The organism is Chryseobacterium sp. FR054, from assembly GCF_056844565.1.
The window spans coordinates 14,582-40,810 of sequence record NZ_JBXDSA010000003.1; the positions used below are offsets into that span (position 1 = coordinate 14,582).

A 26,229-nucleotide genomic window follows, 5' to 3' on the forward strand; every position below is an offset into this window, starting at 1 on the left:
TGTGTATGGATATTAAAAGGTCAGCCTGGGATTAAGCATTCCTCTTTTTGCTTCTTCAAAATCTCTTTTTGAACAGGGAATACAGTTTTCTATATTCTCATCGTCGCCGAAATACCACAAATTACTGAATGTATCCCGCTTAAATGCGTACTGATCTTCTCCAATCAGGACATAAAACATTTCGTAATGCCTTTCCTTCGGATGCGATCTCTGGATATTGATCCCTTCGATAAGATACCAGATCATCTGTGCCAATAGCTGATGGTTCAGCTGGTTTTCGGTATAGATATTATAATTAAAAATTCCTACGGCTTTCAGGTTGCTGCTCAGTCCTATTTCTTTCATATAGGCACAGATTTCTCTCCGGTTCAGCCCGTTTACCTGTGGGTTTACAGAGAAAGGCTCACCAAAGCTTTCAATGGCATCACAGTTTACGGTTACCAGATCGGCTTTTCTGAAGAAAGGCTCTGTTTTCTCTGTGGAATTCATCATTTCTGCCAGACGGATAATATCAAACTGGACTTCTTTGATCAGTTTCACAGAATCCGCTTCATTAAGATGTTTCTGATACCCTAAATGGTGATAATTCTTAATAGAAAAATTTTTGGAACCTAAAATCTTTCCTAAGAATGTATATTCATTGATTTTTTCTCCCTGCTGAAGAGAGATAATATTGCTGATCTGGGTATAACTGATATTTTTCTGATGAAAATTCAGCGTTGAAAACAGTGAAAAGGCAAAATCGTTGGAACCTCCGATGATCACCGGAAGCGCTCTTTTATAATGGCAGGCAGAAAGAACTTCCTGCAGAATGTAATGGGTATCCTGAACCGACTTTCCAGATACCAGATCTCCAAGATCTACCACCGGAATTTCAAAATCAAGTTGCGAAAGCTTATAAAACTCTTTTCTTATCGCTGTAAAATCCTGTACCTCGGCATCACCATCCACCCCTCTGTAATCAGATACAAAGAGAAGAACAATGCTGTCTTCTTTTATATTTTTTGTGATCCTGCTGCCAATCTGCCAGCTTTCTGTTTTGAAATTTCTTGGTGAAATGATAAAATCTTCAAAATCCATATTGTAATCCAAAAATTGTGAAAAGTGATACTTTGTTGATACGGCAAACATACAAAAAAACCGCTGCAAGTCTGTATGAAGTCTTGGTTTATTGACAAAAAAAGCCGTCAACACTGCTGTTAACGGCTTCGTATCATTATTTTATGTTTATTTCTTCTTAGCAGCCGGCTTTTTCACAGCTGTGGTTTTCTTGGCTGCGGTCGTCTTTTTAGCTGTTGCTGTTTTTTTCGCTGCCGGCTTCTTCTTTTCTGCAAAAGCGTTTTTATCCTGATCGGTGATCCATTTTTTCACTTCATCCAGAGAAACTTCTTTCAGTTCTTCAGCCTCGTACTTGGTATCGTCCTTTTTCTTCGGAATTTTGAACATGGCTTTTCCGAACTTTACGAACGGGCCCCATCTTCCGTTTTCAATGGAAATTTTTTCTTTTTCCCACTGTTGGATATATCTGTTGGCTTCTTTTTCCAGCTTGGCATCGATCAATTCATTGATGTCGCTCTGGGAAAGATTGTCAAAATTATACTTTTTAGGAACGTTCACAAAAATATCCCTGTATTTGATGAACGGGCCGAATCTTCCTGAACCTTTCGTTACCGGTTCCCCTTTATAAGTCGCAATCGGTGCGTCTGCTTTTTTCTTTTCATGAATGATCTCTTCAGCTCTCGCCTGATCAACGGATAACGGATCTTCCCCCTTCGGAATGCTGATGAACGTTTCGCCCCATTTTACATAAGGTCCGAATCTTCCGACTCCCACAGAAACCGCCTGTCCTTCAAATTCATTCAGATCGAAAGGAAGTTTGAACAGTTCCAAAGCTTCTTCAAAAGTGATCGTGGCTATATTCTGTCCCGCCATCAGGGATGCAAATACCGGTTTTTCTTCATCATCGGTTTCCCCGATCTGAATCATGGCTCCAAATCTGCCGATCCTTGCATGAACATTTTTACCTGTTTTCGGATCTACTCCTAACAGCCTGTCTCCTGTGGCACGGTCTGCATTTTCTTCTACATCTTCAATTCTCGGATGGAATTTTGAATAGAAATCCGTCATCATTTCCTTCCATTTCTGATCTCCATTGGCAATCTCATCGAATCCTTCTTCCACTCTTGCCGTGAATCCGTAATCCAGGATTTCTTTAAAATTATCGGTAAGGAAATCATTAACCACCTCCCCTATATCTGTCGGAACAAATTTATTTTTATCTCCTCCGAATTTTTCTTCAAGAACTGCTTTTTTGATCTTATCCTGCGTTAAAGTCATTCTGATGACCTCCCGGATCTGCGGCTCAATCTCACGCTTATCCACATATTCTCTATTCTGAATGGTCTGAATAGTCGGTGCATAAGTAGAAGGACGGCCAATTCCCAGCTCTTCAAGTTTTCTTACCAGCCCTGCTTCCGTATATCGTGCACTTGGCTTGGTAAATTTCTCAGATGCCGTGATTGTTTTATAGTTTAAAACCTCACCTACTTTTACTTTTGGAAGTAGTTTTTCGTTGTTTTCCTCATCATCATCTTCTGTTTTCACGATTCCGTAAGCTTTCAGGAATCCGTCAAAAATAATTACTTCTCCCTGTGCTTCAAAGCTTTGCGAAAGTGAAGCATTTCCTATTTCAATAACCGTCTTCTCAATTTTGGCATTCGCCATCTGGGAAGCCAGTGTTCTTCTGTAAATTAACTGGTATAATTTATTCAGCTGGGCATCACCAATACTTTTCACCCCGAAATCCGTAGGACGGATCGCTTCGTGAGCTTCCTGCGCCGATGCCGATTTAGTGGTATAGTTTCTCGGTGAAGAATATTCTGCTCCGTATTCTGACGTGATCTGTTTTTTAGCTCCTTCAATAGCTTCCTGGGAAAGATTCACAGAGTCTGTTCTCATATAGGTAATATACCCTTCCTCATACAGCCTTTGTGCCAGACGCATGGTATTGGTCACATTATATCCTAATCTGGAGGAAGCTTCCTGCTGCAGGGTAGATGTGGTAAATGGTGCAGACGCAGAACGGGTTCCGGGTCTTGTTTCAACATTCAGAACTTTGAATTCTGCTGTTCTTGCCTGTTCCAGAAATTTTTCAGCTTCTTCTTCCTTTTCGAAATCTTTTTTTAGTCTGGCAGCAATTTCCTGCTCTGTTTTATTTAGGAAGATGCCGTCCAGTTTGAAACTCGCTTTCGGAACAAACTCACGGATCTCTTTTTCTCTTTCAACGATTAATCTTACGGCAACAGACTGTACTCTTCCGGCAGATAATCCCGGTTTTACTTTTTTCCAGAGTACAGGAGACATTTCAAAACCTACGATTCTGTCCAGTACTCTTCTAGCCTGTTGGGCATTAACAAGATTCTGATCAATATCTCTCGGATTTTCAATTGCTTTTAGAATGGCATTTTTAGTAATCTCGTGGAAAACAATTCTTTTTCTGTTTTCAGGCTTTAGCTTCAGTTCATCTGCCAGATGCCATGCAATGGCTTCTCCTTCGCGGTCTTCATCGGAAGCCAGCCATACCATTTCGGCTTTCTTTACTGCTGCTTTCAGTTCGGTTACCAATTTCTTTTTGTCTGCAGAAACCTCGTAATCCGGATCAAAGGTGGCAAGGTCTATTCCCATTCCTTTTTTAGGCAGATCACGGATGTGTCCGAAACTGGATTTCACGTCAAAATCCTTTCCTAAATATTTCTGAATAGTTTTTGCTTTTGCCGGAGACTCTACGATTACTAAATTTTTCGACATTCTAAAAATTTTTGCAAAAGTAAAGCTTTTTTATTATATACATTTTGTTATATCAGTTTAATTTGGCAATTAGATACGTTTAACATATATTCCTGAAGACACTTTCAGGTATGTAAAGTCCTTTATACAGTATTGATTAGCTTAAAAACAGGCCAGGGATATAGAATTTTTCATCAATGGCAATAGATGCAAAGTATATGAACATGATAAAAGCAGGACACAAACAGTCCTGCTTTTCATTTGCTGTATCAATGCTTAATGATTTTCATTACTGCTTCAGAGTTATTTATTCTGATCAGATAGACTCCGGAGGTTAAAGAAGAAACATTGGTTTTTCCGTTTTCAAATTTCCCGGATTTTACGAGCTGCCCTGAAAGATTGTAGATCTGGTAAGAATAGTCTCTATCCTGCACTGCATTAATGTAGAGCATATCCTTAACCGGACTTGGATATAAATTGATCTTCGTGTCTTTTAGTTCTTTCAGATCCTGAGTATTGAGAACTTCAGGGAATTTATTCACAGAAAGCGTCATAATCTGAGCACCGGGAACAGGACCTTCCTCTTGTCCTTCTGCATTGTATTTCATTTTTACACACCGGCAGCTCATTCCGAAATAAGGGTCATTATTATCATGAAAAGCAATGAATCGGTTGGCCGTAGAAGCCGCATCAAACAGAATATTAACCGCTCTGCCCATATAATTGGAAACCAAAGCTCCTGTCCAAACTCCGGGATACTGATAATTGATGCTGCCAAACGTTCCCTGAGGAGCCTGATTCCCCACCACACTTCTGAATCCACGGGATCCTGAATTGGGATAATTCCCGGTAACATAGGAGGCATTAATAAACATATACCCGATGGTAGAGGTAGTAGACGGATTTCTGACTCTTGCTCCGGCATAATCTGTGATGGCACTGTAAGAAGTTGCTATATTCTTGTCTTTTTTATACCAGGGAGTCTGTCCGAAATCCTGAAATGAGACAAGGGAAACACTGGTAAGGTCCGGAATTCTCCAACCTTCAGGACAGGGATCAAAAGGAGATTTTTCACCTCCGTGCCCCCATCTGTCCGGCGCTGAATTAGGCTCGGCGGCAAGCCAGTCTGTTCCGTTGGTATAATTGGGATTGCTGCTGTTGAAAGGGGCAAAAGTACTCGGAATCATATATACCAGAGGATTTTTCACAGAATAGGAAAGCACTTTCGCTACTTTATCCGCCGGTTTATCTGAAGACAGGACGTTTGAAGCTGCGGCATAAGTATTAAACGGTACAATATAATTTCCTCCCGGAGTGTTATATACAGCCGGAGTGAGAGTTGTATAAGCTATGGTTCCGGCATCTGATGCTGTTCCCAGATAAATGTTATAAGCGCTTCTGTTATCCGTATTCTGAAAAACAGGGATAGGATCTTTTCTTCCCCACTGATAATGCATTCCAGTAGAGGCTCTTATCTTAGCCAGTTCGGCAGTATTGGGGGTAAGCGGATTGGCAACGATCGGAAAGGCTTCAGTGGCTCCCAGGTTCCGGTCCATAAATTCAGTTTTAAGAACAACATCCGCTTTGGTAACATAATTGACATAATTTGTAGCTTCCAGCGCAGGCATTTCAGTGGTGTAGGCGTAAGACCCCAGAGGTGTATCGGTAATCCAGACGTGCCAGCTCCAATATACCGGGGCAGATATACTCCCGTTATGCAGGGTAATCACCGCATTTCCACTCTGATTGGGATTTACCTGCACAGCAATCCTGGAGTTGCTGATATCCTGAAGTGAAGAAGGAGAAGGATTGATTACAGAAATCGTATTGATCAACCCTGTATTGGTTGTCCATAATACATTTGCTTTTAAACTGCTAAAGCCTGAAGGTTCCAGTATACCCGGATTATTCAACATCTGACTCTGTACTGAAAATGCTTTACTGACAGGGATTTCAATGGTAAAAGACTGTGTACTTTTCACAGCCTGATAGGTATTCGGCTGATCTATACCTTCCCGGTACTCTACCGGAGGACTCAGGTATTCCGTAGGAAAACTATAATTATTGACAGCATACAGCGGATCTTTTATACACCGGCATCCGTTGGCATCTGAAGTATACATCCCCGAGAGCGGCATATAAAAGAACCTTCCTTTGATATTGGGGTAACCCGGGTCAGGGATATCCGGCTGTCCTTTGTCCGGAATCATCGTCAGCCCCCTTACACTTACGGCCGGTGAAGCATCAAAATGTCTGGCGAGTGTTGCCGTCCATAATGCCGTATGATGCTGATCACTGTATTGTCCGAGATGAGCATTTCTGAGCAGCTGTCCGGATCCCGGAAATATTCCCATATTCAGGCCGCCTACGTTTGAAAGATCGAAACCTAAATTAGGATACACTTTAAAACCTGTCATAAATGCAGGTGTTCCCATATCGGTCGGCCTGATGATATGATATCTGCTGTTTTCGAAAACATTTTTAGCCATATCTGTTCTTACGCCGAAGGGGGAGAAATCTATTCTTATATCATCCGTATAGGATGGGGAAGCTAGATTGGATACCAGCATGGAAGGAACTCTCCATCCGTTCGGACAGGGGTCAAAAGGTGATTTATCCCTGTAAGGCTGTGCACTGCTGTCGTTATTATAGCCTGTATCAATTCTGCCCTGTGAGTTATCAGACCATAGGTTCAGCTCACCCAGCCTGTTATCGGCCAGCCCGGCAACTTTACCAAACCAGTTAACAGGCAGATTAGCGTTGTTATTGTAATATGCCTGGCCGCTGTTGTCATCTTTATTAACATAGATAAGGCTTAACGGATTTCTCACAGAAAGCATGATGTTCTTACTTACTTCTGCATTGGAAAGCAGGACTGTTTTGGTAAGATTGTCAATACTTACGGCACCGGTAAAGTTTTTCGCCCCTCTGTGCCTTACTCTTCCTATGGATCCTGAGACTTCATAAAAATCATTAGCCCTTGTAATTAAAGGCGGAATAGGATCTTTTCTTCCCCACTGATAAAGCAGTCCGGTATTCCGGCTCCAGTCGGAGGAGGTAATGGAACTGCTGAGTGCTCCCAAATTACGGTCCATCCACCCCCAGTCCGTATCAGGAACAGGTTCTATTGTTCCGTTGGACCTTTGTCTTGTAATTCCGTTAAAACTTTTATAGGTTGATCCATTCGCAGGATTATCTGTTACCCAGATATGCCAGCTCCAGTAAACTTCACCGTTTACTTTAAGGGCTATAACAGCATTTCCTTTCCGGGTTTTATTAACGGGAACCTTCATTTTTGCATTTTCTCCGGAATCAATAATTTCCAGTGAATAACCGGGGCCGGACTTAATCAGACCGGGAGTATCTTCCCATAATACTTCCGCCGTCATTTTACCGGCAGGAATTCCTTCCCCTTTAAGATAGCTGCCTTCTTTCCACATAGCAAAAGCTTTTTTAACGGGAACAACCAATCCGTCACCGGGAAGAGAGGGGTCGAAAATGTAGCTGTTAGGAGCTTTGGTCCAGTCGCGGACTTCAGCTTTTCTGAGTTGCCCCAGAGCAGGGATGCCGGATATATTTTTATACTGCTTATCTGCAAGATCATTTTTACCTCCCTCATTCTGAGCATAAATACCCGTCGATACCAGGCAATATATTGCCGTCAGATTTTTAACCAAATTTTTCATATCCTTAATTTTGTGTACTATAACAAGACATCAATTTTTAAGCCTTAACGAAAAATAATCAATATTTAATATAAATAATAATGAAATATTAAAATTACATTACAAAATAGCCAATATTTTCTATTTACGAATACAATAACCGCTTAAAACAAAGTCTATTTCCAGAGCACAGCAAAAAAAAGACAGCCTCAGGCTGCCTTATATATTTTTTATATCAATATTATTACGGAAGTACATGGTTTTTATAAAGATCCACCGTGAAACGCCCGATCTTGATATTGTTAAAGAAGCCGAAGACCACAAAATTAAAGACCACAAGAGAGATAATAAATGTATAGATCGCTTTTTTCATCCCATCTGACACCACATACATGGAATTGATGATAATGATGTACGAGAATGCGATGAATGTTCCCGCAAGTCTTGAAGAAAATATCGGGTTATTCCTGAAAATAAAGTAGAAACAGATTCCTATTACCGCATAATTCCTATGGTATTCATAATAGGGATAAAGTTCTTTCATTTTGGTATCGAATGCAAAGAGGAAGAATGTGAGAATTGCCATCATTCCTTCCGGAATTCCGAAACCTCCGTTCAGTCTCTGTACAGATTCTTCCATATATCCGCTAAAACCTTCTACCAGCATATTATCAGATGCCATGTCATTCAAAAAACTACCAAATGCCCTGTACACCTCAAAGGGTGACAGAAACACAGAAGTAATGATTAAAACAAGCATTATTGATTTATTTAACGGTACCCGGGCCAGCCAGTACATAGGAAGGAACATATAACATACACTATGAATTCCCGCTCCGAGAAGTATGAAGAAGAGGTAATGCCAGAATTTCTGCTCTTTAATATAGCGTATGGCAAAATAGACAATAAATGTTCCCAGGTTCTGCCTGATCTGGCCGCTTTCCCCAACAAAAAAGTTAGGAATAAACATAAACAGCGTAAATGTAAAGGGGTAAAAGGTATTATCTTCCGTATACTCTATCTTAAAGATGATTGCAATGATCGCAATAACCAGGGTAAGCATATAAAAAGGAGCATTGAAGATGTTCAGCAGGATTTTATTGATCAGGGTATAGAGCCATTCCACATCGAGATGGTCGGGACCTTCCATATGAAGCATCTTCATAAAGATACTCTGGTAGCTTTTGGTATCTGAGTAGATGTAAAGTCCTTTATAACTTCCGTAATCCGGCCCCACGTTATCTCTGAACCCAACGAGAATAATAAGATAAATCCCGAGATACCAGAACCATTTCTTTTCTACTTTTTTGCCAAAGACTTCCTGGATGCTGAAAAACAGCATATAGATCATTGCGATAATAAAATATGGATGCAGTAAACTCATGCTGATTTTAAAGAATTATTAAACCGGTGACAGGCAACAACAGCGCCTGTAAGAAATAGCGGCAGGAAAAGCCTTACTTCCCAGTAAAGCCCTACCATAGTGATCATAAGAAGATATGGGGTGGAAAAAAAAATATACTTTTCAAAGACCGTCCTGTTTTCACTGCCTGTACATAGTTTATACATAAAATAAAGTACTATGACGGTAAAAATTAAACCCGCCAGATTAAAGGGACTTGAAAAATTTCTATCGATATAAAGACCCTCTACAAAAGTTACAGTATCTTTTCCTACGATCATTCTCAGGATTAAATAAGGAATAATAAAAGCCAGAACCAATGGAATAATCTTCCAGACTACGTTATAGTTTCCGGACTTTATTTCTTTTATATTAACCAGTACTGCGGCAAAAAAGGCAATATTCAGACAGGCAGTTTCTCTTACAAAGGTAGAGAATGCTGTAAGTACAATCAAAAGATAAAAATACCCGGTTTTCTGTGTATGGAAATATTTTAAGGTTAAAAGCATTCCCGTCAGATAGCAGCACAGCGCAATAGTATCACAGTTGGTGGGCGCATATTGCGTAATGACAATAAAGAAAACAGACAGCAGGTGAACGATCCTCCTTGCGCTGATGTTCTGAAAAAAACTTACCGCACTAAGTCTGTACAAAGAATCCAACAGAACAGAGCACCATAAAAAGAAAATACTGTTCATTAAAAAAAGTCCGTGATAGAAAGGGGTTCCGTTTTTAGAAAGAAACTCTTTAAAAAAAATAAGAGGACCGTTAATCAGTGTATACATCAGATCGGTCATCTGTACACTGAGATAATTCGGGATCACCCGGTACGCATATACGGAGGTGAATAAAAAAGACGGCGTTTTTTCTGATGTTTTCAGTCTTGTATAGGACGATTCGAATCCATAATAAGACATGGCAAACAAAAGAAGAGGGAGTACTATTACAAATAGAAATCCGTTTATTTTTTCATCATTCTTTTTCAACATATCTAAAACAGATTCTTATTTTTTTAATAATAATTGAGGTTTAAAATACATTTCATTAAAGGGGAACTTTTGCAAAAGTAGAATTTTTTTTTATTCTTCCTAGAATATTTTATTGATTTTCAGACAAAACTTATCGCTTAAATGTTTTGAACTAATACTGAAAAATTTAAATTTGCAGACTCGATTTTACAAGGTAATGCATCATTTTTTTATATTTTTATATTATCTGATCTCTAAAAACAGGATTCTTTCCGTAGCTGCTGCATTAGGAATTGCGGTGATATGCGGATTTTTCGCTTCAAAAATCAATTTTGAGGAGGATATTAACCAGATAATCCCTAAAAATGAAAAGTCTGATCTTACTGCTAAAGTTCTAAAGCAGCTTAATTTTTCGGATAAGATTATTGTTATTATAGAAAACAGATCACATGAAGACGGCTACCATCTTTCTGAAACGGCAGATGCCTTTATGAACAGGATAGAACCTCTGAAAAAATACATTGGTGCAGTACAGGGAAAGGTAAATGATAATGAAATTGCAGAAACTTTTGATTTTGTAAATCAGAATCTGCCCCTTTTTCTCGATGAAAAGGATTATCAGGAAATTGAACGCAAGCTTCAGAAAGACAGTATTGCCCGGCAGGTAGAAAACAATTATATTTCCCTGGCTTCTCCCACCAGTCTGGTAACGAAGGATTTCATCAAAAAAGATCCTCTTGGAATTACGTATCTGGGAATCAAAAAACTGAATGCTTTAAACATCAGCCAGGACTTCAGGCTCGAGGACAACTATATCGTTACCAAAGACGGAAAAAGCCTTCTTCTTTTTATTGAACCCAAAAATAAAAGCAACGACACCAAAAATAATGAAGCTTTTATTGATCAGCTGAATACGATAAAGGAGACCGTCAACAAAGAATTTAAAGGAAAAACGGAACTCAGCTATTTTGGTTCTCCGGTAATCGCTGTGGCGAATGCAAAACAGATCAAAAAAGACATTCAGAATACGGTAATGATCTCTATGACGGTACTTCTGGTGCTCCTGATCTATTATTTCAGGAATTTTTTCACTCCGGTTATTGTATTTCTTCCGACTGTATTTTCGGTATTGCTGGCATTGCTTATCCTTTATTTCATTAAGGACAAAATTTCTGCGATCTCGTTAAGCGTGGGCGCGATTCTTATCGGGATCACCATCGATTATGCCCTGCATATTCTCACCCATTATAAACACAACAACAATATTGAGGAACTGTATAAAGAAATCACCCAGCCCATCGTACTGAGCAGCGCCACAACGGCTGTCTCTTTCCTCTGCCTGGTATTTGTACGATCAGAAGCCCTGAAAGATCTCGGACTTTTTGCGGCTATTACCGTTATGCTGTCTTCAGTAACAGCACTGATCATTGTTCCCCAGCTTTACAAACCCAAAGTAAAAGAAGGAAATAAAGGAAAACCGAATACCAATTTTATCGATAAGATCGGGTCTTATCCTTATGAGAAAAACAAACCGCTGATTATCGGCTGTTCCCTGCTTATCATTGCCTGTCTTTTCGGGTTCCGGCATGTCGGCTTTAATGAAGATATTGGTGAACTGAATTACATTCCCAAAGAATTAAAAATAAGTGAAGCCAAGCTTCAGAAGCTTTCCGATATTACGTCTAAGTCTATTTATACCATTTCTTACGGGGATTCTGAAAATGAAGCTCTGACCAGAAATTCTCAGTTGGCCCATTTTCTTGAAAAAGAAAAGCAGCAGGGGAAAATTCTGAGCTACAATTCTCTGGGAAATGTGGTTCTCTCTGAAAAAGACCAGCAGAAAAGAATCGACAGCTGGAAAAGATTCTGGGATGAAGGCAAAAAGAGCAGCACCTTTTCAGAACTTGTAAATAACGGGACTAAGCTGGGCTTTAACAGCAGCGCATTTGCCGGGTTCAATGAAATTCTGAATAAAAATTATCAGGTTTTAAGCCTGAAAGACTACGAAAAGGTAAAAGCCCTGCAGATCTCTGAATTTCTGAGCAGTGAAAAAGGGTTTTACACCGTTTCCAATGTGGTAAAAGTAGATGAAAAGAAAAGAGATGCCTTCATTAAAGATATAGAAAAGGAACATGATGTTCTGGCTATTGACCGCCAGCAGATGAATGAAAACTTTCTGGGACTGCTGAAAAGGGATTTCAGTACCCTGATCAATTATTCCTTACTGGCTATCATCCTGACGATCATTGTTTTCTTCAGAAATTTTGAACTGACTGTCCTTACCATGTTCCCGATCGTTCTGACCGGAGTGGTAACAGCAGGAATCTTATATTTCCTGGGACTGGAACTTAATATTTTCAGTACCGTAGTGTGTACGCTCGTTTTCGGGGTGGGTGACGATTTCAGTATTTTCCTTACAAAAGCCATGCAGAAGGAGCATACCACAGGAAAGAATGAGCTTCCCACGTACAGGATTTCAATTATTCTTGCAGTATTTACCACTATTCTATCTATCGGTTCCTTGATCTTTGCCAGACATCCGGCGCTTCATTCCCTGGCTTTAGTGGCTTTGATCGGAATGTTCTCCGTTATCATCATTACGTCAACATTATATCCTTTCTGGTTCAGACTACTGATCACCAACAGAGCAAGGAAAGGACTTTCCCCGATCACTTTCAGACTCTTCCTGCGGTCTGTATTTTCATTTATTTATTACGGACTGGGAGGATTTGTATTTTCACTGGTCGGGAGTATGTTCATCAGAAAAGCAAAAGGCAGAACACTGGATATGATCAAACTGATTCTGGCTAAATTTTTATCATCGGTATTGCATACAACGCCTTTTGTCAGAAAAAAGGTCATCAGGAATCCTGCTGAGGATTTCAGTAAACCGGCTGTGATCATTGCCAACCATACTTCTTTCCTGGATACTCTTGCTATTGCTATGGCCACTCATAAAATCATTTATCTCGTCAACGACTGGGTATATGATTCCCCGGTTTTCGGAAGACTGGTAAAAGCATTAGGCTTCTATCCGGTTTCGCAGGGGATAGAAAACGGAAAGGAGAAACTGAAAGAAAAGATTGATCAGGGATATTCGCTTGTTGTTTTCCCGGAAGCGGAACGTTCCTATACCAATGATGTGAAAAGATTCCATAAAGGAGCCTTTTATCTTGCTGAAGAATTCGGGCTGGATATTCTTACTTTGTACATCCACGGGAATTCTGAAGTACTTCCCAAAGGAGACTTTATCATCTATGACGGCAGCATTACCGTAAAAGTAGGGGAAAGGATCAGCAAAGATGATATGAGCTTCGGAAAAAACTATTCTGAAAGAACGAAAAAGATCAATGCTTATTTCAGGCAGAAGTTTGCAGAACTCAGAAATGAAATTGAAGGTGAAAATTACTTTAAGAAAAAACTGTTCCTGAGCTATCTGTATAAGGAAAATGAAGTGGTAAGTGAAGTAAAAGAAGATTTCAAGGTTAATAAATCTGTTTACTTTGAGCTGAATAAGCATATTCCAAAGGATGCCAACATCCTGCATATGGCTGACGACTTCGGACAGAAAGATATTCTCCTCACTCTTTATCAGGCGGAAAGAAGGATCTTTTCCCTGATTCAGGATGATGAAAAAAGGGCTGTTGCAATTCATAATTACATGGTAAAAAGAAGAAAACTTCATTACATAAAGGATATCTCTGAGGTCACAAAAACAATAGATGTACTTTTGGTTTCGGATAAAAATTCTGACATCAGCACACTGCAGGATATTCCTGAGACCGTTATCTGTCTGAATATGGAAACTTCAGTACCTGATCTTTCGGATTATCATCAGGAATTCAGCACTGAATCAATAAAAATATTCAAAAAACACTAAATAAATATGAAAAGCATATTTTTGTAACCGCTAAAGAATATTAATGAAAAAAAATATACTCGTTATATATTACTCACAAACCGGGCAGCTGGAAGATATTGTGAAAAATATGGCTCAGCCTTTTGAAGCCAAAAAGGAGGAGTATGAAGTCACGTACTATAACATCCGCCTGAAAGAGGATTTCCCTTTTCCGTGGCCGGAAGATGTTTTTTTTGATACTTTCCCGGAGTCTTATCTTCAGATCCCGAAAGAGATCTTTCCGCCTTCTGACGAAATCCTGAATAAGAAATACGACCTCATCCTTTTTGGTTATCAGGTATGGTACCTTACCCCGTCTATCCCGATTATCTCTTTTCTGAAAAGCGGATTTGCAGAGAAGATCCTGAAAGACACCAATGTAGTTACCATTTCCGGAACCCGTAATATGTGGATGCTTTCCCAGGAAAAACTGAAGGGATATTTAAGGGATCTGGGAGCAAAACTGGTGGGAAATATAGCCCTGGTAGACCGTCATGACAATTACACCAGTGTACTGACGATTCTCCGATGGCTGACTACGGGACAGAAAGAAAAATCGGGAATGCTTCCTGCTGCAGGGGTTTCAGACGAAGAAATTTCAGGATCGGTAAAGTATGGCCGGATTATAGAAAAACATTTCAGTAACAGCAGTTTACCGGATCTTCAACCTGAACTGGTAAAGAACGGAGCCATAGAGATCCGCCCTTTCCTGGTACGCGTTGAAAAAGTAGGAAATAAAATTTTCACCGTATGGTCTAACCTGATTATCAAGAAAAAAGAAAAACGCCCATTGCTGATAAAATTCTTTAAGGTATATTTGATGGCTGCGATTTGGATAATTTCTCCGGTCGTTCTGGTTTTACACTTACTGACAACCCCTATTTTCTGGTTTAAAAGACAAAAACAAAAAAGATATTTACAAGGAATTAATTTAAAATAGAATGTACGACGTATTTATAACAAAAGCATCAACATATTTACCGAATCACCCGGTATCGAATGATGAAATGGAGGCCTACCTGGGCCTGATTAATGATGCTCCTTCTAAAGCGAGATCACTGATCTTAAGAAATAATAAAATTACGACAAGATACTATGCTTTAGATAAAGAAGGAAATCCTACCCATACTAATGCACAGCTTACCGCGAATGCTATTGAAGGTCTGTTTGATGAAAATTTCAAAAAAGAAGATATGAAGCTGTTATCGGTAGGAACTACCTCTCCGGACCAGATCCAGCCTTCACATGCTTCTATGGTTCACGGCGAACTGAATATCGGAAAGTCTATTGAAATTAATACAGCAACGGGGCTCTGCAACTCCGGAATGAATGCACTGAACTACGGATTCCTATCTGTAAAGGCAGGTGTACACGAAAATGCGGTATGCGCAGGTTCTGAGAGAATGTCTGCCTGGATGACTGCAGATAAATTCAACCATGAAGCTGAAAATTTAAAATTACTGGAAGAAAGACCCATCATCGCCTTCAAAAGAGAGTTCCTGAGATGGATGCTTTCTGACGGTGCAGGATCTTTCTTACTGGAAAATAAGCCTAGAGAGAACAGTACTTCTTTAAAAATAGAATTCATCGATTTCTACTCTTACGCTCATGAGATCGAAGCCTGTATGTACGCAGGATGCGATAAGCAGGAAGACGGAAGCCTTAAATCATGGGCAGATTACCCGTCAGACGAATGGCTGAAACAATCTATCTTCGCGATCAAGCAGGACACTAAAATCCTCGACAAATACATCCTGGTAAAAGGAGCTGAAAGTTTAAGAGCTTCTTTCGACAAACATAACCTTGATCCTGACAAGATCGATCATGTTCTCGCTCATATTTCTTCCGGATACTTCAAAGAAGGTCTGAAGGACGAATTTGCCAAAAAAGGAATGGATTTCCCGGCAGAAAAATGGTTCTACAATCTTTCTGATGTCGGAAATATCGGAGCAGGATCTATCTTCGTAGCTTTGGAGGAACTTATGAATTCAGGGAAGCTGAAAAAAGGAGAAAAAGTTCTTCTGTGCGTTCCTGAAAGCGGAAGATTTGCTTATTCCTGTGCATTATTAACGGTTTGCTAATGGAAAACAGACTGCCTGCCACTGATAAAGATTTTGTGGAAAGCCTTATTCCGCAGCGCTATCCTTTTGTAATGGTTCATGAACTGACAGAGTTTTCTGAAGACCGCCTCATCTCCGGATTTGAAATCAGAGAAGATAATATCTTTGTTCAGGACGGTACCTTCCAGGCATCAGGACTGATTGAGCATCAGGCACAGAGCGTGGCTCTCCACACCGGATACAAGTATTATTTATTAGGTAAAGAAGCCCCTACCGGGTATATTGGTGCCATCAAATCTTTTGAGACAGATGCTCTTCCCAAAACGGGAGACCAGCTGGTTTCTGAAGTAACGATCCTCAACGAGGTAATGGGTGTAACCCTGGTAGACATCGTCACCAGGCTGAATAATGAGATTATTGCAAAGTCTCAAATGAAAACTGCAGTAAAATAACAGGAAATGGAAATCAGGGAAGACCAACTCATCAATATACACAACTTTCTGCCGCACCGCGAACCGATGCTGATGGCGGATTATATCCTGGAATTGACCGAAGATAAGGTGGTAACTTCCTTCGACATAAAAGAAGACAATGTTTTTGTCCGCAATAATGAATTCGCAGAATGCGGTTTGATTGAAAATTTAGCACAGACCTGCTCGTCTATCATGGGGCAGAGCTTCTTCGAAAATCCTGAAGCGGATACCAAAGTCATCGGCTTTATTACCAACATTAAGAAGATTGAAATTTTCGGACTTCCCAAAGTAGGAGACAAAATCATTTCCAAAGCTTCACTGATCTCGCAGTATGATAATATCTGTAATATTTTCTGTGAAACTTTTCTTCTTGATGAAATACTCATCAGGGCAGAGATCAACCTGTTTATTCAGGAAGTGAAATCTTAAAAATACATTCAACCGATACGAAACCGTACATGATTGTGCGGTTTTTTTATTTTATTACGGGTAATAGGTTTTGGCTAAAGCCAATGGATTTTATTTATTGTAAGGCGGGTTAAAGCCCAGCTCTATTGAATATACAGCTTTACGTTTATTTGATAGGCAGCGCTTGATATACTTATTTTCCTTACCGCTCACCAGTCGATAAAAATGTTATTAAACCACAATTTCTGATGCTCCATTTCACGTGAAACATTCTAATAGTCTGTGAAACCTTCATGATCTGGTAGATTCATTTTATGCAACAAAAAAGCGGAACATTTCTGCTCCGCTTTTTCAATTATTTAAACCGAAAGGATTAGTATCCGAAGATCTCTTCAAGAGAAACTTCCTGGAACTGCCCCATTTTGTTGATGGATTCCATGTTCAGGTTTTCTTTCTTACCGATAATAGCCGTGTTGTACTTCACTGGCTTTACTTCAGTATTGTAGAAGGTTGTAAGCTGTGGTAATGTCAGCCCCTGGATTTCAGAATAAATATCTTTTCTGATGTCATAATCAACGCCTAGTTTTTTAAGTGCTAACTGATTGAAATAAATATTCGTTCTGTTGATTCTGTTGGACGCGATCTGCTTCAGTGCGGAACCTCTTGCATTCTCAAACTGTACCGGAATCTGCGGCAGGGAAACCATAAGGTCATTCATCGCATTAACCGCCAATGGAAGCTTATTGGACTGTGTACCGATATAGTTCGTGATATAGTTAGGATGCCCTTTCTCAGATGCCGTTCCATAAGAAACATAGGCAGTATATGCCAATGACTTACTTTCTCTGATCTCCTGGAATACGATGGAAGAAAGACCTCTTCCGAAATACTCATTGAATACGTTCACCTTTCCGAAGTTTCCAAGATTTACGGTATTTCCTTTTGCTACTTTAGACATTTCCATCTGAACCATGTCATAGTTGGTGAAGTAAACTTTTCCTTCCGTAGCAGGTTCAGGATATTCTTTAGCTTTTGCCGGCTGAAGGCTGGCCGTTGTAATGTAAGGTTTCACCGCTTTTTCCAACCCTGACTGTTCTTTTCCGTAAAGGAAAATCTCATAAGGATATTGAGTCAGTGCTTTAATCTTCTTCGTAAGTTCAGATGCATCCATACTTTCAAGACGTTCTTTGGAAACGATGTCTGTCATTCTGGAATTCTTTCCGTATTTGGCATAGTTGGAAAGCGCTGACATGATTCTGGTTTTATCTTTTTTGGCAACCGCTCTTGATTCCAGCATGGTCTTAACCGTTTTGCTGTAAATATCCTTATCTGCCTTTGCATTCGCTATCCAGTGGTTCATCAGCTCTACTCCTTTTTTCATATTGCTTTCAAGACCGCTTAATGTAACAGTAATCTGGTCATTGGAAACTCTGAAGCTGTTGGTAATTCCCAGCTTATAAAACTCTTCTTTTAACTGTTCGGGAGTATATTTGTCCGTTCCAAGATATTCGAAGAACGTTAACGCGATAGGAAGCTCTTTATCATTGTCTGTCCCGAAAGGGAAAACATAGCTTACCTGGGCAACATCGTTGTATTTGTTGTTGACAAAGCTTACTTTTTTGTCTTTGATCTGTGTGGTCTTGATCGCCGCATTATAATCAATAAACTCAGGCTTGATCTCTGCTACTTTTGTGTTTAAAATATCTTTAAGGAAAGGAGACTGAGCCTCTCTGTTCAGTTTAATCGGGGTAATTCCCGGATTTTCCACACGCACAAGCTTATCATTCACTCCCTTTTCCTTGTAGATCACTACATAATTATCTTTAAAGAAATTGTTGGCAAACTTTACGACATCTGCTTTCGTAATCTTTTCATATTCGTTGATTTCATCCAGTTCCTGCTGCCAGGTTCTTTCGTTGATGTATGAATCGTAAAGATCCGTAGCCAGCCCGTCCGCAGTTTCCCATGTCTTCATACGCTGCACTTTCTTCTCGTTCACAATGGCTTTCAGCATCCACTCAGGGAACTCTCCTTTTTTCACAAGATCCAGCTGGTCAAGAAGAAGTTTTTTAGCTTCATCAAAGCTTTGTCCTTCTTTCGGAACCACTACCATTACAAAAGCACCGTAGGTTTTATAAGGTGATTCATAAGCACCGGCTCCTAACGTTTTCTGCTTCTGGCTGATATTAAGGTCAATAAGCCCCGCATCTCCTCTGTTGCTCAGGATTTTAGATACCACATCCGCCAGTCTTGCTTCCTGCGAACCGTAAGAATCTGTTCTCCAGGCCATCGTCATTCTAGGTGTCGTAGGGCTTTTTACTGTTCTGGATACAATTTGGGTCATTGGCTCCTCACTCACCATTTTCTTCATCGGAAGCTCTTTGTATTTGAAAGAACCGAAATACTGATCTACAAGCTTGATGGTTTTATCGTAATCAAGATCTCCGACTAATACCACTGCCATATTATTAGGAACATAATAAGTATCAAAATATTTATGGATGGCTACCATAGACGGGCTTTTCAGGTGCTCGGAAGTTCCGATTGTGGTCTGCTGCCCGTTCGGATGTTTAGGAAAAAGGGCATCCAGCATGGCGTAGTTTACCAGACGGCCGTCATTATCCTGCGCTCTGTTGTATTCCTCGTATACCGCTTCCAGCTCTGTGTGGAAAAGACGGAGAACCAGTTCCGAGAAACGTTCTTTCTCTATTTTAAGCCATTTTTCAAGTTCATTGGAAGGAATGTTATTTTTATAAACCGTTTCATCAAGAGAAGTATGGGCATTGGTTCCCGTTGCTCCCAGCGAAGAAATCGCTTTATCATACTCGTTGGCAATCGCATATTTGGAAGCTTCCTGGGAAACCTCATCGATCTTTTTGTAAAGTTCTTTCTTTTTTACAGGATCTTTTTCCGCTTTATGCTGCTCGTAAAGATCAGAGATCTGCTGAAGAAGAACCTTTTCTTTTGCCCAGTCCTGAGTTCCCAGGTGTGAAGTTCCTTTAAAAACCATATGCTCCAGGTAGTGCGCCAGTCCGGTATTGTCACTCGGATCGTTATTAGAGCCCGTTCTTACCGGAATATAGGTCTGGATTCTGGGAGCATCATCATTTTTGGCAAGATAAACCTTCAAGCCGTTTTTCAGGGTGTATACTCTTACTCCCGTCTGGTCATTTTTCACAGTCTCGTAGGAATATCCCTGAGCATCTGTCATCTTCTGTGTATCAAACTTCTGCGCCATCGCATTCAGCATACAGAAAACAGAAACAGAAATAAAAAATTTCTTCATAACACTTATTTATTTTTAATCTAAATTTCTAATTGGAATTAGTCTCTATAACCAATACACTTGTTACAATGAAATTATTACATGTTTGGACCTAAAGACCTTTACGCAAAAATAGGACTTTTTCACAGCCAGCACCCTTGAACACTGTTGATTTTTAACATGATTTACATATTGTGTATTTTCACTATTTTAGCCACCTGATTATAAACAATCAAAAGAAGGGAACCTTATTTCTTCTGAAATCTAAAAAATAATACTGTTTGCATGAAAAAACAAGACCTGCCTCAGGACGAAAGCAATCTGAAGTCTGCCAACATGACCGAAGTCTTGTACGTGACGGACGAAAACGATAATTATACAACCGCCAACAGCACCGGCTGGGATGCTAAAAAAGCAGCCCTGGACGAATCTATGGAACTTATTCATGAAAGAATTGAGGAAGCCAGACAGGACGTTGCCAACGGAAAGGTAAGTCCGGTTATCTATTTTATGGAACTGAATAAGATGGACCTTGCTGTACTTGCCGCTTATGTGGGAATGTGGCAGTGGAGAGTGAAAAGACATGCAAAACCTAAAGTATTTAAATCCCTGAGCGAATCTGTCCTGAAAAAATATGCGGATGCATTTGGGATCTCAACAGATGAACTGAAAAACTTCGACGGAAAATAAAATGAATCCCCGCATCCCTGATCCGGACTCATTTGACAATGAAAAGACCATAGCTGAACAATGAAACTAAACTTTGAACACCATCAGACCGCCCATTGCGAAAACGGTGTTGCCTCCAATCTTCTGCTTAATAAAGGCTTAAAACTGAGTGAACCCATGATCTTCGGGATCGGTTCCGGACTGTTTTTTGTCTATTTACCTTTTCTGAAAGTAAACTTTGCCCCCGGCTTCAGCTATCGTCCGATGCCCGGTGCTATTTTCAGCAAAGTAGCCAAAAGACTGGGAATAAAAATCAAAAGAGAAAAATTTTCTAATCCGGCAGATGCCCAGAAAGCACTGGAAAGGAATTTAGAACACAATATTCCTACCGGACTTCAGGTGGGCGTTTTCAACCTTACCTATTTCCCTGAGGAATATAAATTCCACTTCAATGCCCACAATCTTGTGGTATACGGAAAAGAAGACGGAAAATTCCTGATCAGCGATCCTGTGATGGATTATACCACTTCCCTTACGGAAGCCGAACTTGAAAAAGTAAGATATGCCAAAGGAGCCCTGCCTCCGAAAGGCCATATGTATTATCCGGTTTATATTCCGGAAAATGTAAATCTGGAAGAAGCCATTAAAAAAGGCATTAAAGATACCTGTAAAAACATGCTGGCTCCCGTTCCTCTTATCGGGGTAAGAGCTATGAGATGGGTAGCGAAAAGCATTCCGAAATGGGCAGAGAAAAAAGGGACCAAAGTGACCAACCACTATCTGGGACAGCTGATCAGAATGCAGGAAGAAATCGGAACCGGCGGCGGCGGATTCAGGTTTATTTACGGTGCTTTTCTTCAGGAAGCCTCAGTAATTCTTAAAAATGATGAACTGAAGGAACTTTCCAGAGAAATCACCGCTATTGGCGACCTTTGGAGGGATTTTGCCGTTGATATTGCCCGTGTTTACAAAAACAGGAATTCCAAAAGCAATATTTATAATGAGCTTTCAAAATCCATGCTTCATATTGCCGATCTGGAAGAAACTTTCTATAAAAAACTGAGAAAAGCGATCTGATATGGCCGAGAATATAATTGAGATCAACAACCTGTATAAAAAGTACAAAAACGCTGATGAGTTTTCGGTGAATGATATATCCCTGAATATCGAAAGGAATGAAATCTACGGAATTTTAGGACCTAACGGGGCAGGAAAAACTACGCTGATCTCTATGCTTTCGGGATTGATCAAACCTACTTCCGGGCAGTTTAAGATCAACGGACTGTCTCCTCAGAAAGACAGCTTCAAAATCAAGCAGATCATCGGGATTGTTCCCCAGGAATATGCACTCTACCCAACGCTTACCGCCAGAGAAAATCTGATGTTCTTCGGAAGCCTGTACGGTTTAAAGCATAAGTATTTAACAAAAGCTATTGAAGAATCCCTGGAAATCATGGGCCTTTCAAAGTTTGCGGATAAAAAGGTAGAACAGTTTTCAGGAGGAATGAAACGCCGATGCAACCTCATCGCAGGAACCCTTCACAATCCGAAGGTGCTGTTTCTGGACGAACCCACCGTTGGAGTTGACGTACAATCCAAAAAAGTGATCATTGACTTTCTTCAGGAGCTGAACAAGAACGGCACCTGCATCATTTACACTTCGCATCACCTTTCTGAAGCAGAGGAATTCTGCACGAAGATCGCGATCATTGATAAAGGAAGAATTCATGCTGTGGGAACACCGGAAGAGCTTGTAGCCCAGATCGCGAATGCTGAAAATTTAGAAGATGTTTTCATTTCATTAACCGGAAAAGAATTAAGAGATGTTGTTGTATAAACTGTGGAGAAGCTTTATTAAGGAAATCCTTCTTCTGAAAAGAGATATCGGGGGAATCGTCATCATTTTCGTCATGCCGCTCCTTCTGATTGTAACGATCACCCTGATCCAGGATTCTACATTTAAAAACCTTGAAGGCTCAAAGATCCCGATCATCTTTATTGATAACGATCAGTCTGAGGTTTCAAAGAATATAAAAAATGAACTGGAAAGCAGCAAAACATTTCAGCTGCTGACCAATTACAATGAAAAATCTGCCCGGGAAGCGGTTTTTTCCGGTGATTACCAGATGGCCATCGTCATTCCTGAAAATTTAACGAAAGATTTAAATTCAAATATTGATTCCAAAGTTCAGACGATCGTAAGCTCGTTCGGGCTGGAAGGAGATTCTGCGAAAACACAGAAAGCGGTCCCAAAAGCTAAGGAAATTCATCTTTACTTTGATCCGGCAACCAACGCAGGATTTAAAAACTCGGTGATGAATTCCGTAAATAAAATGGTATTTGAGATTGAAAATAAAAAGATCTACAAAGCTTTCCAGGAGCAGCTGGGTACGGACGAGAATCTTGAGGAAAACAAAAACCTCATCAGCTTTAAAGAAATCACCCCGAAAAAGGGGGCTATGGACGTGATGCCGAATTCGGTACAGCATAATGTTCCTGCATGGACTTTGTTTGCGATCTTCTTTATTGTAGTTCCGCTTTCCATTAATCTTGTGAAGGAGAAAAGCCAGGGAACCAGTGTAAGGGCAAGAATCAGCCCGACCCCGTATTTTGTGCATATTTTAGGAAAAACATGTACCTATCTTATCATCTGTATGATCCAGTTTCTGCTGATGGTGGCGGTAGGCGTTTACCTTTTCCCGTATATGGATCTTCCTGCTTTTGATGTTACCGGAAAAATGTTCCATCTGATGATCGTAACGCTGTTTGCCGGGCTGGCTGCCATCGGATTCGGAGTTCTGTTGGGAACCCTTGCAGATACGCAGGAGCAGTCGGCACCGTTCGGAGCAACTTCAGTAGTGGTTCTGGCGGCTATCGGAGGAATCTGGGTTCCGGTTTTCCTGATGCCTGAATTTATGCAGACTGTCGCCAGATTCTCCCCGATGAACTGGGGGCTGAATGCTTATTACGATATTATTCTCAGAAACAGCGGGATTGCAGGAATAGCCAAAGAGCTGGCGCTATTGCTGGCGTTTTATATTGCAATGGTCTCTATTTCTATTTTTTACGAAAGAAAACGTCATAATATTTAATTATATTTCATCATTAAAATTTCCGGAAATTTCCGGCAACCATAAAAACAAAAATGCAGTCTAAAGAAAACAGTTTAACCTGTACGGAGGAAGTAAGGGTACGGTTCAATGAAACAGATCCGCTGGGCATTGTCTGGCACGGACATTATATTGTTTATTTTGAAGACGGACGGGAAGCCTTCGGAAGGGAACACGGACTCACTTATCTCGATATTCAGAAGGCCGGATTTGTAACACCTATCGTAAAAAGTACGTGTGAACACTTCCTTCCCCTGAAATATGGGGAAACGTTCAGAATTGTCACCACCTTCATCAATTCGGTTTCTGCCAAACTTATTTACAGGTATGAGTTATTCAACCAGGACGGCCAGCTGGTATGCAGCGGGGAAACCATCCAGGTATTTTTAGACAACAACGGAAGCTTATGTTTATACAATCCTGAATTTTATCAGGCATGGAAAGATAAAATGGGATTATCATGAAGAAGGAAATCTATATTACAGACTACAACTGCGTCACTCCTCTGGGATTTGATGTTTCTTCCAACTGGAACGCTCTTCTGGAAGGAAAATCCGGGGTGGCATTACATAAGATCACCGAAAGTCAGGAAGCCTTTTATGCTTCTATGATTGATACTGAAAAACTGGATGAAGCATTTGGCAGCCGTTTCACTGAAACTCATTTTACAAGGCTGGAAAAAATGTTTCTCATGAGCCTGGAACCCTTAATAAAAAGACATCCGGTTTCTGAAGAAACAGCATTTATTTTATCCACCACGAAAGGAAACATCAGCCTGCTGAAGAATCAGTCTGAACTTCCGGAAGGAGTTTATCTTTCCAAACTGGCTCAAAAAATTGCGGATTATTTTGGCTTTACTACCAAACCTGTTGTGGTTTCCAATGCCTGCGTTTCGGGAGTAATGGCTATTGCTGCCGCTAAAAATATGATCCTGACCGGGAAATATAAAGATGCTTTTGTGATTGCAGGTGATGAGCTTTCAGAATTTGTGATCTCCGGGTTCAATTCATTCCAGGCAATTGGAGACGGACCTTGTAAGCCTTATGATAAAAACAGGAACGGAATCAATATCGGTGAAGCTGCCGCCGCCGTTTATATCACCTCTTCCCTATCCGGAAACGAAAAATTAAGGTTTAAAGTTTTGGGTGATTCCGCAGTGAATGATGCGAACCATATTTCCGGACCTTCCAGAACGGGAGACGGTTTATATGCCAGCATCCGGAACGCAATGGCCGAAGCTGGGGTAATACCGGAACAGATCGGTTTTATCTCTGCCCACGGAACGGCAACCCTGTACAACGACGAAATGGAGTCTATTGCCTTCAGCAGAATGAACCTTCAGCATATCCCCCTCAACAGCATGAAAGGCTATTACGGCCACTGCCTGGGAGCTTCCGGGCTTCTTGAAAGCATTATTTCAATGGAAAGTGCCCTTCACGGAACCCTGATCCCTTCAAAAAACTTTGTGGAAATGGGAGTTTCGGAGCCATTAAATATCATTAAAGAAAACCGGCAGGCAGAGATTAAGTATATTTTAAAAACGGCTTCGGGTTTTGGTGGATGTAATGCGGCAATTGTTTTAGAGAAATATTAAAATGAAAGCCATGAAGAAAACAACCTACTGCACCATAGAACATTCAAAAATAACCGTAAACGGAAACCTTATTTTTGAAAGTCCCGGCACTGCTTTTCCGGAATTTGCAAAAGAAGCCTACAAAAGTTTAGAACTCAGCTATCCTAAGTTTCATAAAATGGACAGCCTGAGCAAGCTGGCTTTCCTTGCCGCCGAAATGCTTTTAAAGGATGAAGACCACAGCCGTACCGCCGTAGTTTTTGCCAACCGGTCTTCCAGTCTGGACACTGATCATAAATACCAGGAAAGCATCAATTCGCAGGAAAATTATTTTCCGAGTCCTGCCGTATTCGTATATACCCTTCCCAATATCTGTGTAGGGGAAATCAGTATCAGACACAAAATGCAGACCGAAAATGCCTTCTTTGTTCTCGATGAATATGATGAAGAATTCTTAAACGATTACGCCGCACAGCTCCTTTTATCCGGAAAAGCAGAAAAAGTTCTCTGCGGATGGACAGAACTTTATCAGGATAATTACAAAGCTTTTGTATATTTGCTGACCTTATAAAAATTAAACACTATAAATACAATGCATGCTTTTTTTGAATTTTAAGGATTGATAAACGATGCATTGTTGAATTGTTACATTATTAAACTATTTTATGGAAAACTTAAAAACTGAATTAAAGCACAAAATCATTGAAGTTCTTAACCTTGAAGATGTTTCTGCAGAAGAAATTAAAGACTCTGATCCGTTATTCGGTGGCGGGCTGGGGCTTGATTCTATTGATGCTCTTGAGCTGATCGTTCTGCTGGATAAAGACTATGGTATTAAATTATCCGATCCTAAAAAAGGAAAGGAAATCTTCCAGTCTATCGACACTATGGCTAAGTTCATTGAGGAGAACAGAACAAAATAAACATAATAATGTAACAGCGTATCAACCTA

At 40.3% G+C, this 26,229-nt stretch carries 19 protein-coding genes; 13 read left to right on the forward strand and 6 right to left on the reverse strand.

What is annotated here, in order from left to right; translation table 11 throughout:
- Positions 1–12: 12 nt before the first annotated feature.
- From AC106S_RS12815 to AC106S_RS12835, 5 genes are all read right to left on the reverse strand, one after another.
- Positions 13–1,080, reverse strand: coding sequence for a formimidoylglutamase (locus AC106S_RS12815; protein ID WP_482439609.1), 1,068 nt, complete (start codon positions 1,078–1,080; stop codon positions 13–15).
- A 147-nt stretch (positions 1,081–1,227) separates the two neighbouring features.
- Complete coding sequence (topA, locus tag AC106S_RS12820; RefSeq protein ID WP_482439610.1) at positions 1,228–3,807, reverse strand: type I DNA topoisomerase; 2,580 nt, start codon at positions 3,805–3,807, stop codon at positions 1,228–1,230.
- A 248-nt stretch (positions 3,808–4,055) separates the two neighbouring features.
- On the reverse strand, positions 4,056–7,472 hold the full coding sequence (locus tag AC106S_RS12825; protein WP_482439611.1) for a T9SS type A sorting domain-containing protein: 3,417 nt from the start codon (positions 7,470–7,472) through the stop codon (positions 4,056–4,058).
- 223 nt (positions 7,473–7,695) lie between these two features.
- Positions 7,696–8,835, reverse strand: coding sequence for an EpsG family protein (locus tag AC106S_RS12830; RefSeq protein ID WP_482439612.1), 1,140 nt, complete (start codon positions 8,833–8,835; stop codon positions 7,696–7,698).
- The gene (locus tag AC106S_RS12835; RefSeq protein WP_482439613.1) at positions 8,832–9,842 is read right to left on the reverse strand and encodes a hypothetical protein; all 1,011 of its coding nucleotides are present in this window, start codon (positions 9,840–9,842) and stop codon (positions 8,832–8,834) included. Before AC106S_RS12835 ends, AC106S_RS12830 begins: the two co-directional genes overlap by 4 nt.
- 172 nt (positions 9,843–10,014) lie before the next feature.
- On the opposite strand from AC106S_RS12835, the gene AC106S_RS12840 reads away from it, so the two are divergent.
- From AC106S_RS12840 to AC106S_RS12860, 5 genes are read left to right on the forward strand one after another with little or no spacing between them, the layout of a single operon-like run.
- A complete protein-coding gene (locus AC106S_RS12840) occupies positions 10,015–13,701 on the forward strand; it encodes an MMPL family transporter (protein WP_482439614.1) in 3,687 nt (1,228 codons plus the stop codon).
- Between the two features lie 43 nt (positions 13,702–13,744).
- Complete coding sequence (locus AC106S_RS12845) at positions 13,745–14,659, forward strand: dialkylresorcinol condensing enzyme DarA (protein ID WP_482439615.1); 915 nt, start codon at positions 13,745–13,747, stop codon at positions 14,657–14,659.
- Between the two features lies 1 nt (position 14,660).
- Complete coding sequence (gene darB / locus AC106S_RS12850; RefSeq protein ID WP_482439616.1) at positions 14,661–15,800, forward strand: dialkylresorcinol biosynthesis protein DarB; 1,140 nt, start codon at positions 14,661–14,663, stop codon at positions 15,798–15,800.
- Positions 15,800–16,231 (forward strand): hotdog family protein, encoded by a 432-nt coding sequence (locus tag AC106S_RS12855; RefSeq protein ID WP_482439617.1) that lies wholly within the window; start codon positions 15,800–15,802, stop codon positions 16,229–16,231. The genes darB and AC106S_RS12855 overlap by 1 nt, the downstream gene beginning before the upstream one ends.
- A 6-nt stretch (positions 16,232–16,237) precedes the next feature.
- Positions 16,238–16,681, forward strand: a complete 444-nt coding sequence (locus AC106S_RS12860; protein ID WP_482439618.1) for a hotdog family protein — start codon at positions 16,238–16,240, stop codon at positions 16,679–16,681.
- A gap of 352 nt (positions 16,682–17,033) precedes the next feature.
- Here the strand turns inward: AC106S_RS12860 and AC106S_RS12865 are convergent, their stop codons facing one another.
- Positions 17,034–19,946 (reverse strand): M16 family metallopeptidase, encoded by a 2,913-nt coding sequence (locus AC106S_RS12865; protein ID WP_482439619.1) that lies wholly within the window; start codon positions 19,944–19,946, stop codon positions 17,034–17,036.
- A 264-nt stretch (positions 19,947–20,210) separates the two neighbouring features.
- Between AC106S_RS12865 and DarG the strand changes: the two genes are divergently transcribed.
- From DarG to AC106S_RS12905, 8 genes are all read left to right on the forward strand, one after another.
- Positions 20,211–20,615 carry a flexirubin biosynthesis protein DarG gene (DarG, locus tag AC106S_RS12870; protein ID WP_482439620.1) on the forward strand — a complete coding sequence of 135 codons (405 nt, stop codon included), beginning with the start codon at positions 20,211–20,213 and terminating at the stop codon, positions 20,613–20,615.
- A gap of 60 nt (positions 20,616–20,675) precedes the next feature.
- Positions 20,676–21,671, forward strand: coding sequence for a BtrH-related acyltransferase DarH (gene darH, locus AC106S_RS12875; protein WP_482439621.1), 996 nt, complete (start codon positions 20,676–20,678; stop codon positions 21,669–21,671).
- Between the two features lies 1 nt (position 21,672).
- A complete protein-coding gene (locus AC106S_RS12880) occupies positions 21,673–22,431 on the forward strand; it encodes an ABC transporter ATP-binding protein (protein WP_482439623.1) in 759 nt (252 codons plus the stop codon).
- Positions 22,418–23,686, forward strand: a complete 1,269-nt coding sequence (locus AC106S_RS12885) for an ABC transporter permease (RefSeq protein WP_482439625.1) — start codon at positions 22,418–22,420, stop codon at positions 23,684–23,686. Before AC106S_RS12880 ends, AC106S_RS12885 begins: the two co-directional genes overlap by 14 nt.
- Before the next feature lie 53 nt (positions 23,687–23,739).
- The gene (locus AC106S_RS12890; protein ID WP_482439627.1) at positions 23,740–24,168 is read left to right on the forward strand and encodes an acyl-CoA thioesterase; all 429 of its coding nucleotides are present in this window, start codon (positions 23,740–23,742) and stop codon (positions 24,166–24,168) included.
- A complete protein-coding gene (locus AC106S_RS12895) occupies positions 24,165–25,298 on the forward strand; it encodes a beta-ketoacyl synthase N-terminal-like domain-containing protein (protein ID WP_482439629.1) in 1,134 nt (377 codons plus the stop codon). The genes AC106S_RS12890 and AC106S_RS12895 overlap by 4 nt, the downstream gene beginning before the upstream one ends.
- A 10-nt stretch (positions 25,299–25,308) precedes the next feature.
- Positions 25,309–25,848 (forward strand): 3-oxoacyl-ACP synthase, encoded by a 540-nt coding sequence (locus AC106S_RS12900; protein ID WP_482439630.1) that lies wholly within the window; start codon positions 25,309–25,311, stop codon positions 25,846–25,848.
- Positions 25,849–25,942: 94 nt separating this feature from the next.
- Positions 25,943–26,200 carry a phosphopantetheine-binding protein gene (locus tag AC106S_RS12905; protein WP_482439631.1) on the forward strand — a complete coding sequence of 86 codons (258 nt, stop codon included), beginning with the start codon at positions 25,943–25,945 and terminating at the stop codon, positions 26,198–26,200.
- Positions 26,201–26,229 lie beyond the last annotated feature (29 nt).

Bases quoted from the DNA above. Each gene is read 5' to 3' on its own strand.
- AC106S_RS12815 (WP_482439609.1), bottom strand. From the start codon at position 1,080: ATGGATTTTGAAGATTTTATCATTTCACCAAGAAATTTCAAAACAGAA.
- darB (WP_482439616.1), top strand. From the start codon at position 14,661: ATGTACGACGTATTTATAACAAAAGCATCAACATATTTACCGAATCAC.
- topA (WP_482439610.1), bottom strand. From the start codon at position 3,807: ATGTCGAAAAATTTAGTAATCGTAGAGTCTCCGGCAAAAGCAAAAACT.
- AC106S_RS12830 (WP_482439612.1), bottom strand. From the start codon at position 8,835: ATGAGTTTACTGCATCCATATTTTATTATCGCAATGATCTATATGCTG.
- AC106S_RS12845 (WP_482439615.1), top strand. From the start codon at position 13,745: ATGAAAAAAAATATACTCGTTATATATTACTCACAAACCGGGCAGCTG.
- AC106S_RS12880 (WP_482439623.1), top strand. From the start codon at position 21,673: ATGGCCGAGAATATAATTGAGATCAACAACCTGTATAAAAAGTACAAA.
- AC106S_RS12885 (WP_482439625.1), top strand. From the start codon at position 22,418: ATGTTGTTGTATAAACTGTGGAGAAGCTTTATTAAGGAAATCCTTCTT.
- AC106S_RS12900 (WP_482439630.1), top strand. From the start codon at position 25,309: ATGAAGAAAACAACCTACTGCACCATAGAACATTCAAAAATAACCGTA.
- DarG (WP_482439620.1), top strand. From the start codon at position 20,211: ATGAAAAAACAAGACCTGCCTCAGGACGAAAGCAATCTGAAGTCTGCC.
- AC106S_RS12905 (WP_482439631.1), top strand. From the start codon at position 25,943: ATGGAAAACTTAAAAACTGAATTAAAGCACAAAATCATTGAAGTTCTT.
- AC106S_RS12855 (WP_482439617.1), top strand. From the start codon at position 15,800: ATGGAAAACAGACTGCCTGCCACTGATAAAGATTTTGTGGAAAGCCTT.
- AC106S_RS12835 (WP_482439613.1), bottom strand. From the start codon at position 9,842: ATGTTGAAAAAGAATGATGAAAAAATAAACGGATTTCTATTTGTAATA.
- AC106S_RS12860 (WP_482439618.1), top strand. From the start codon at position 16,238: ATGGAAATCAGGGAAGACCAACTCATCAATATACACAACTTTCTGCCG.
- AC106S_RS12825 (WP_482439611.1), bottom strand. From the start codon at position 7,472: ATGAAAAATTTGGTTAAAAATCTGACGGCAATATATTGCCTGGTATCG.
- darH (WP_482439621.1), top strand. From the start codon at position 20,676: ATGAAACTAAACTTTGAACACCATCAGACCGCCCATTGCGAAAACGGT.
- AC106S_RS12865 (WP_482439619.1), bottom strand. From the start codon at position 19,946: ATGAAGAAATTTTTTATTTCTGTTTCTGTTTTCTGTATGCTGAATGCG.
- AC106S_RS12895 (WP_482439629.1), top strand. From the start codon at position 24,165: ATGAAGAAGGAAATCTATATTACAGACTACAACTGCGTCACTCCTCTG.
- AC106S_RS12890 (WP_482439627.1), top strand. From the start codon at position 23,740: ATGCAGTCTAAAGAAAACAGTTTAACCTGTACGGAGGAAGTAAGGGTA.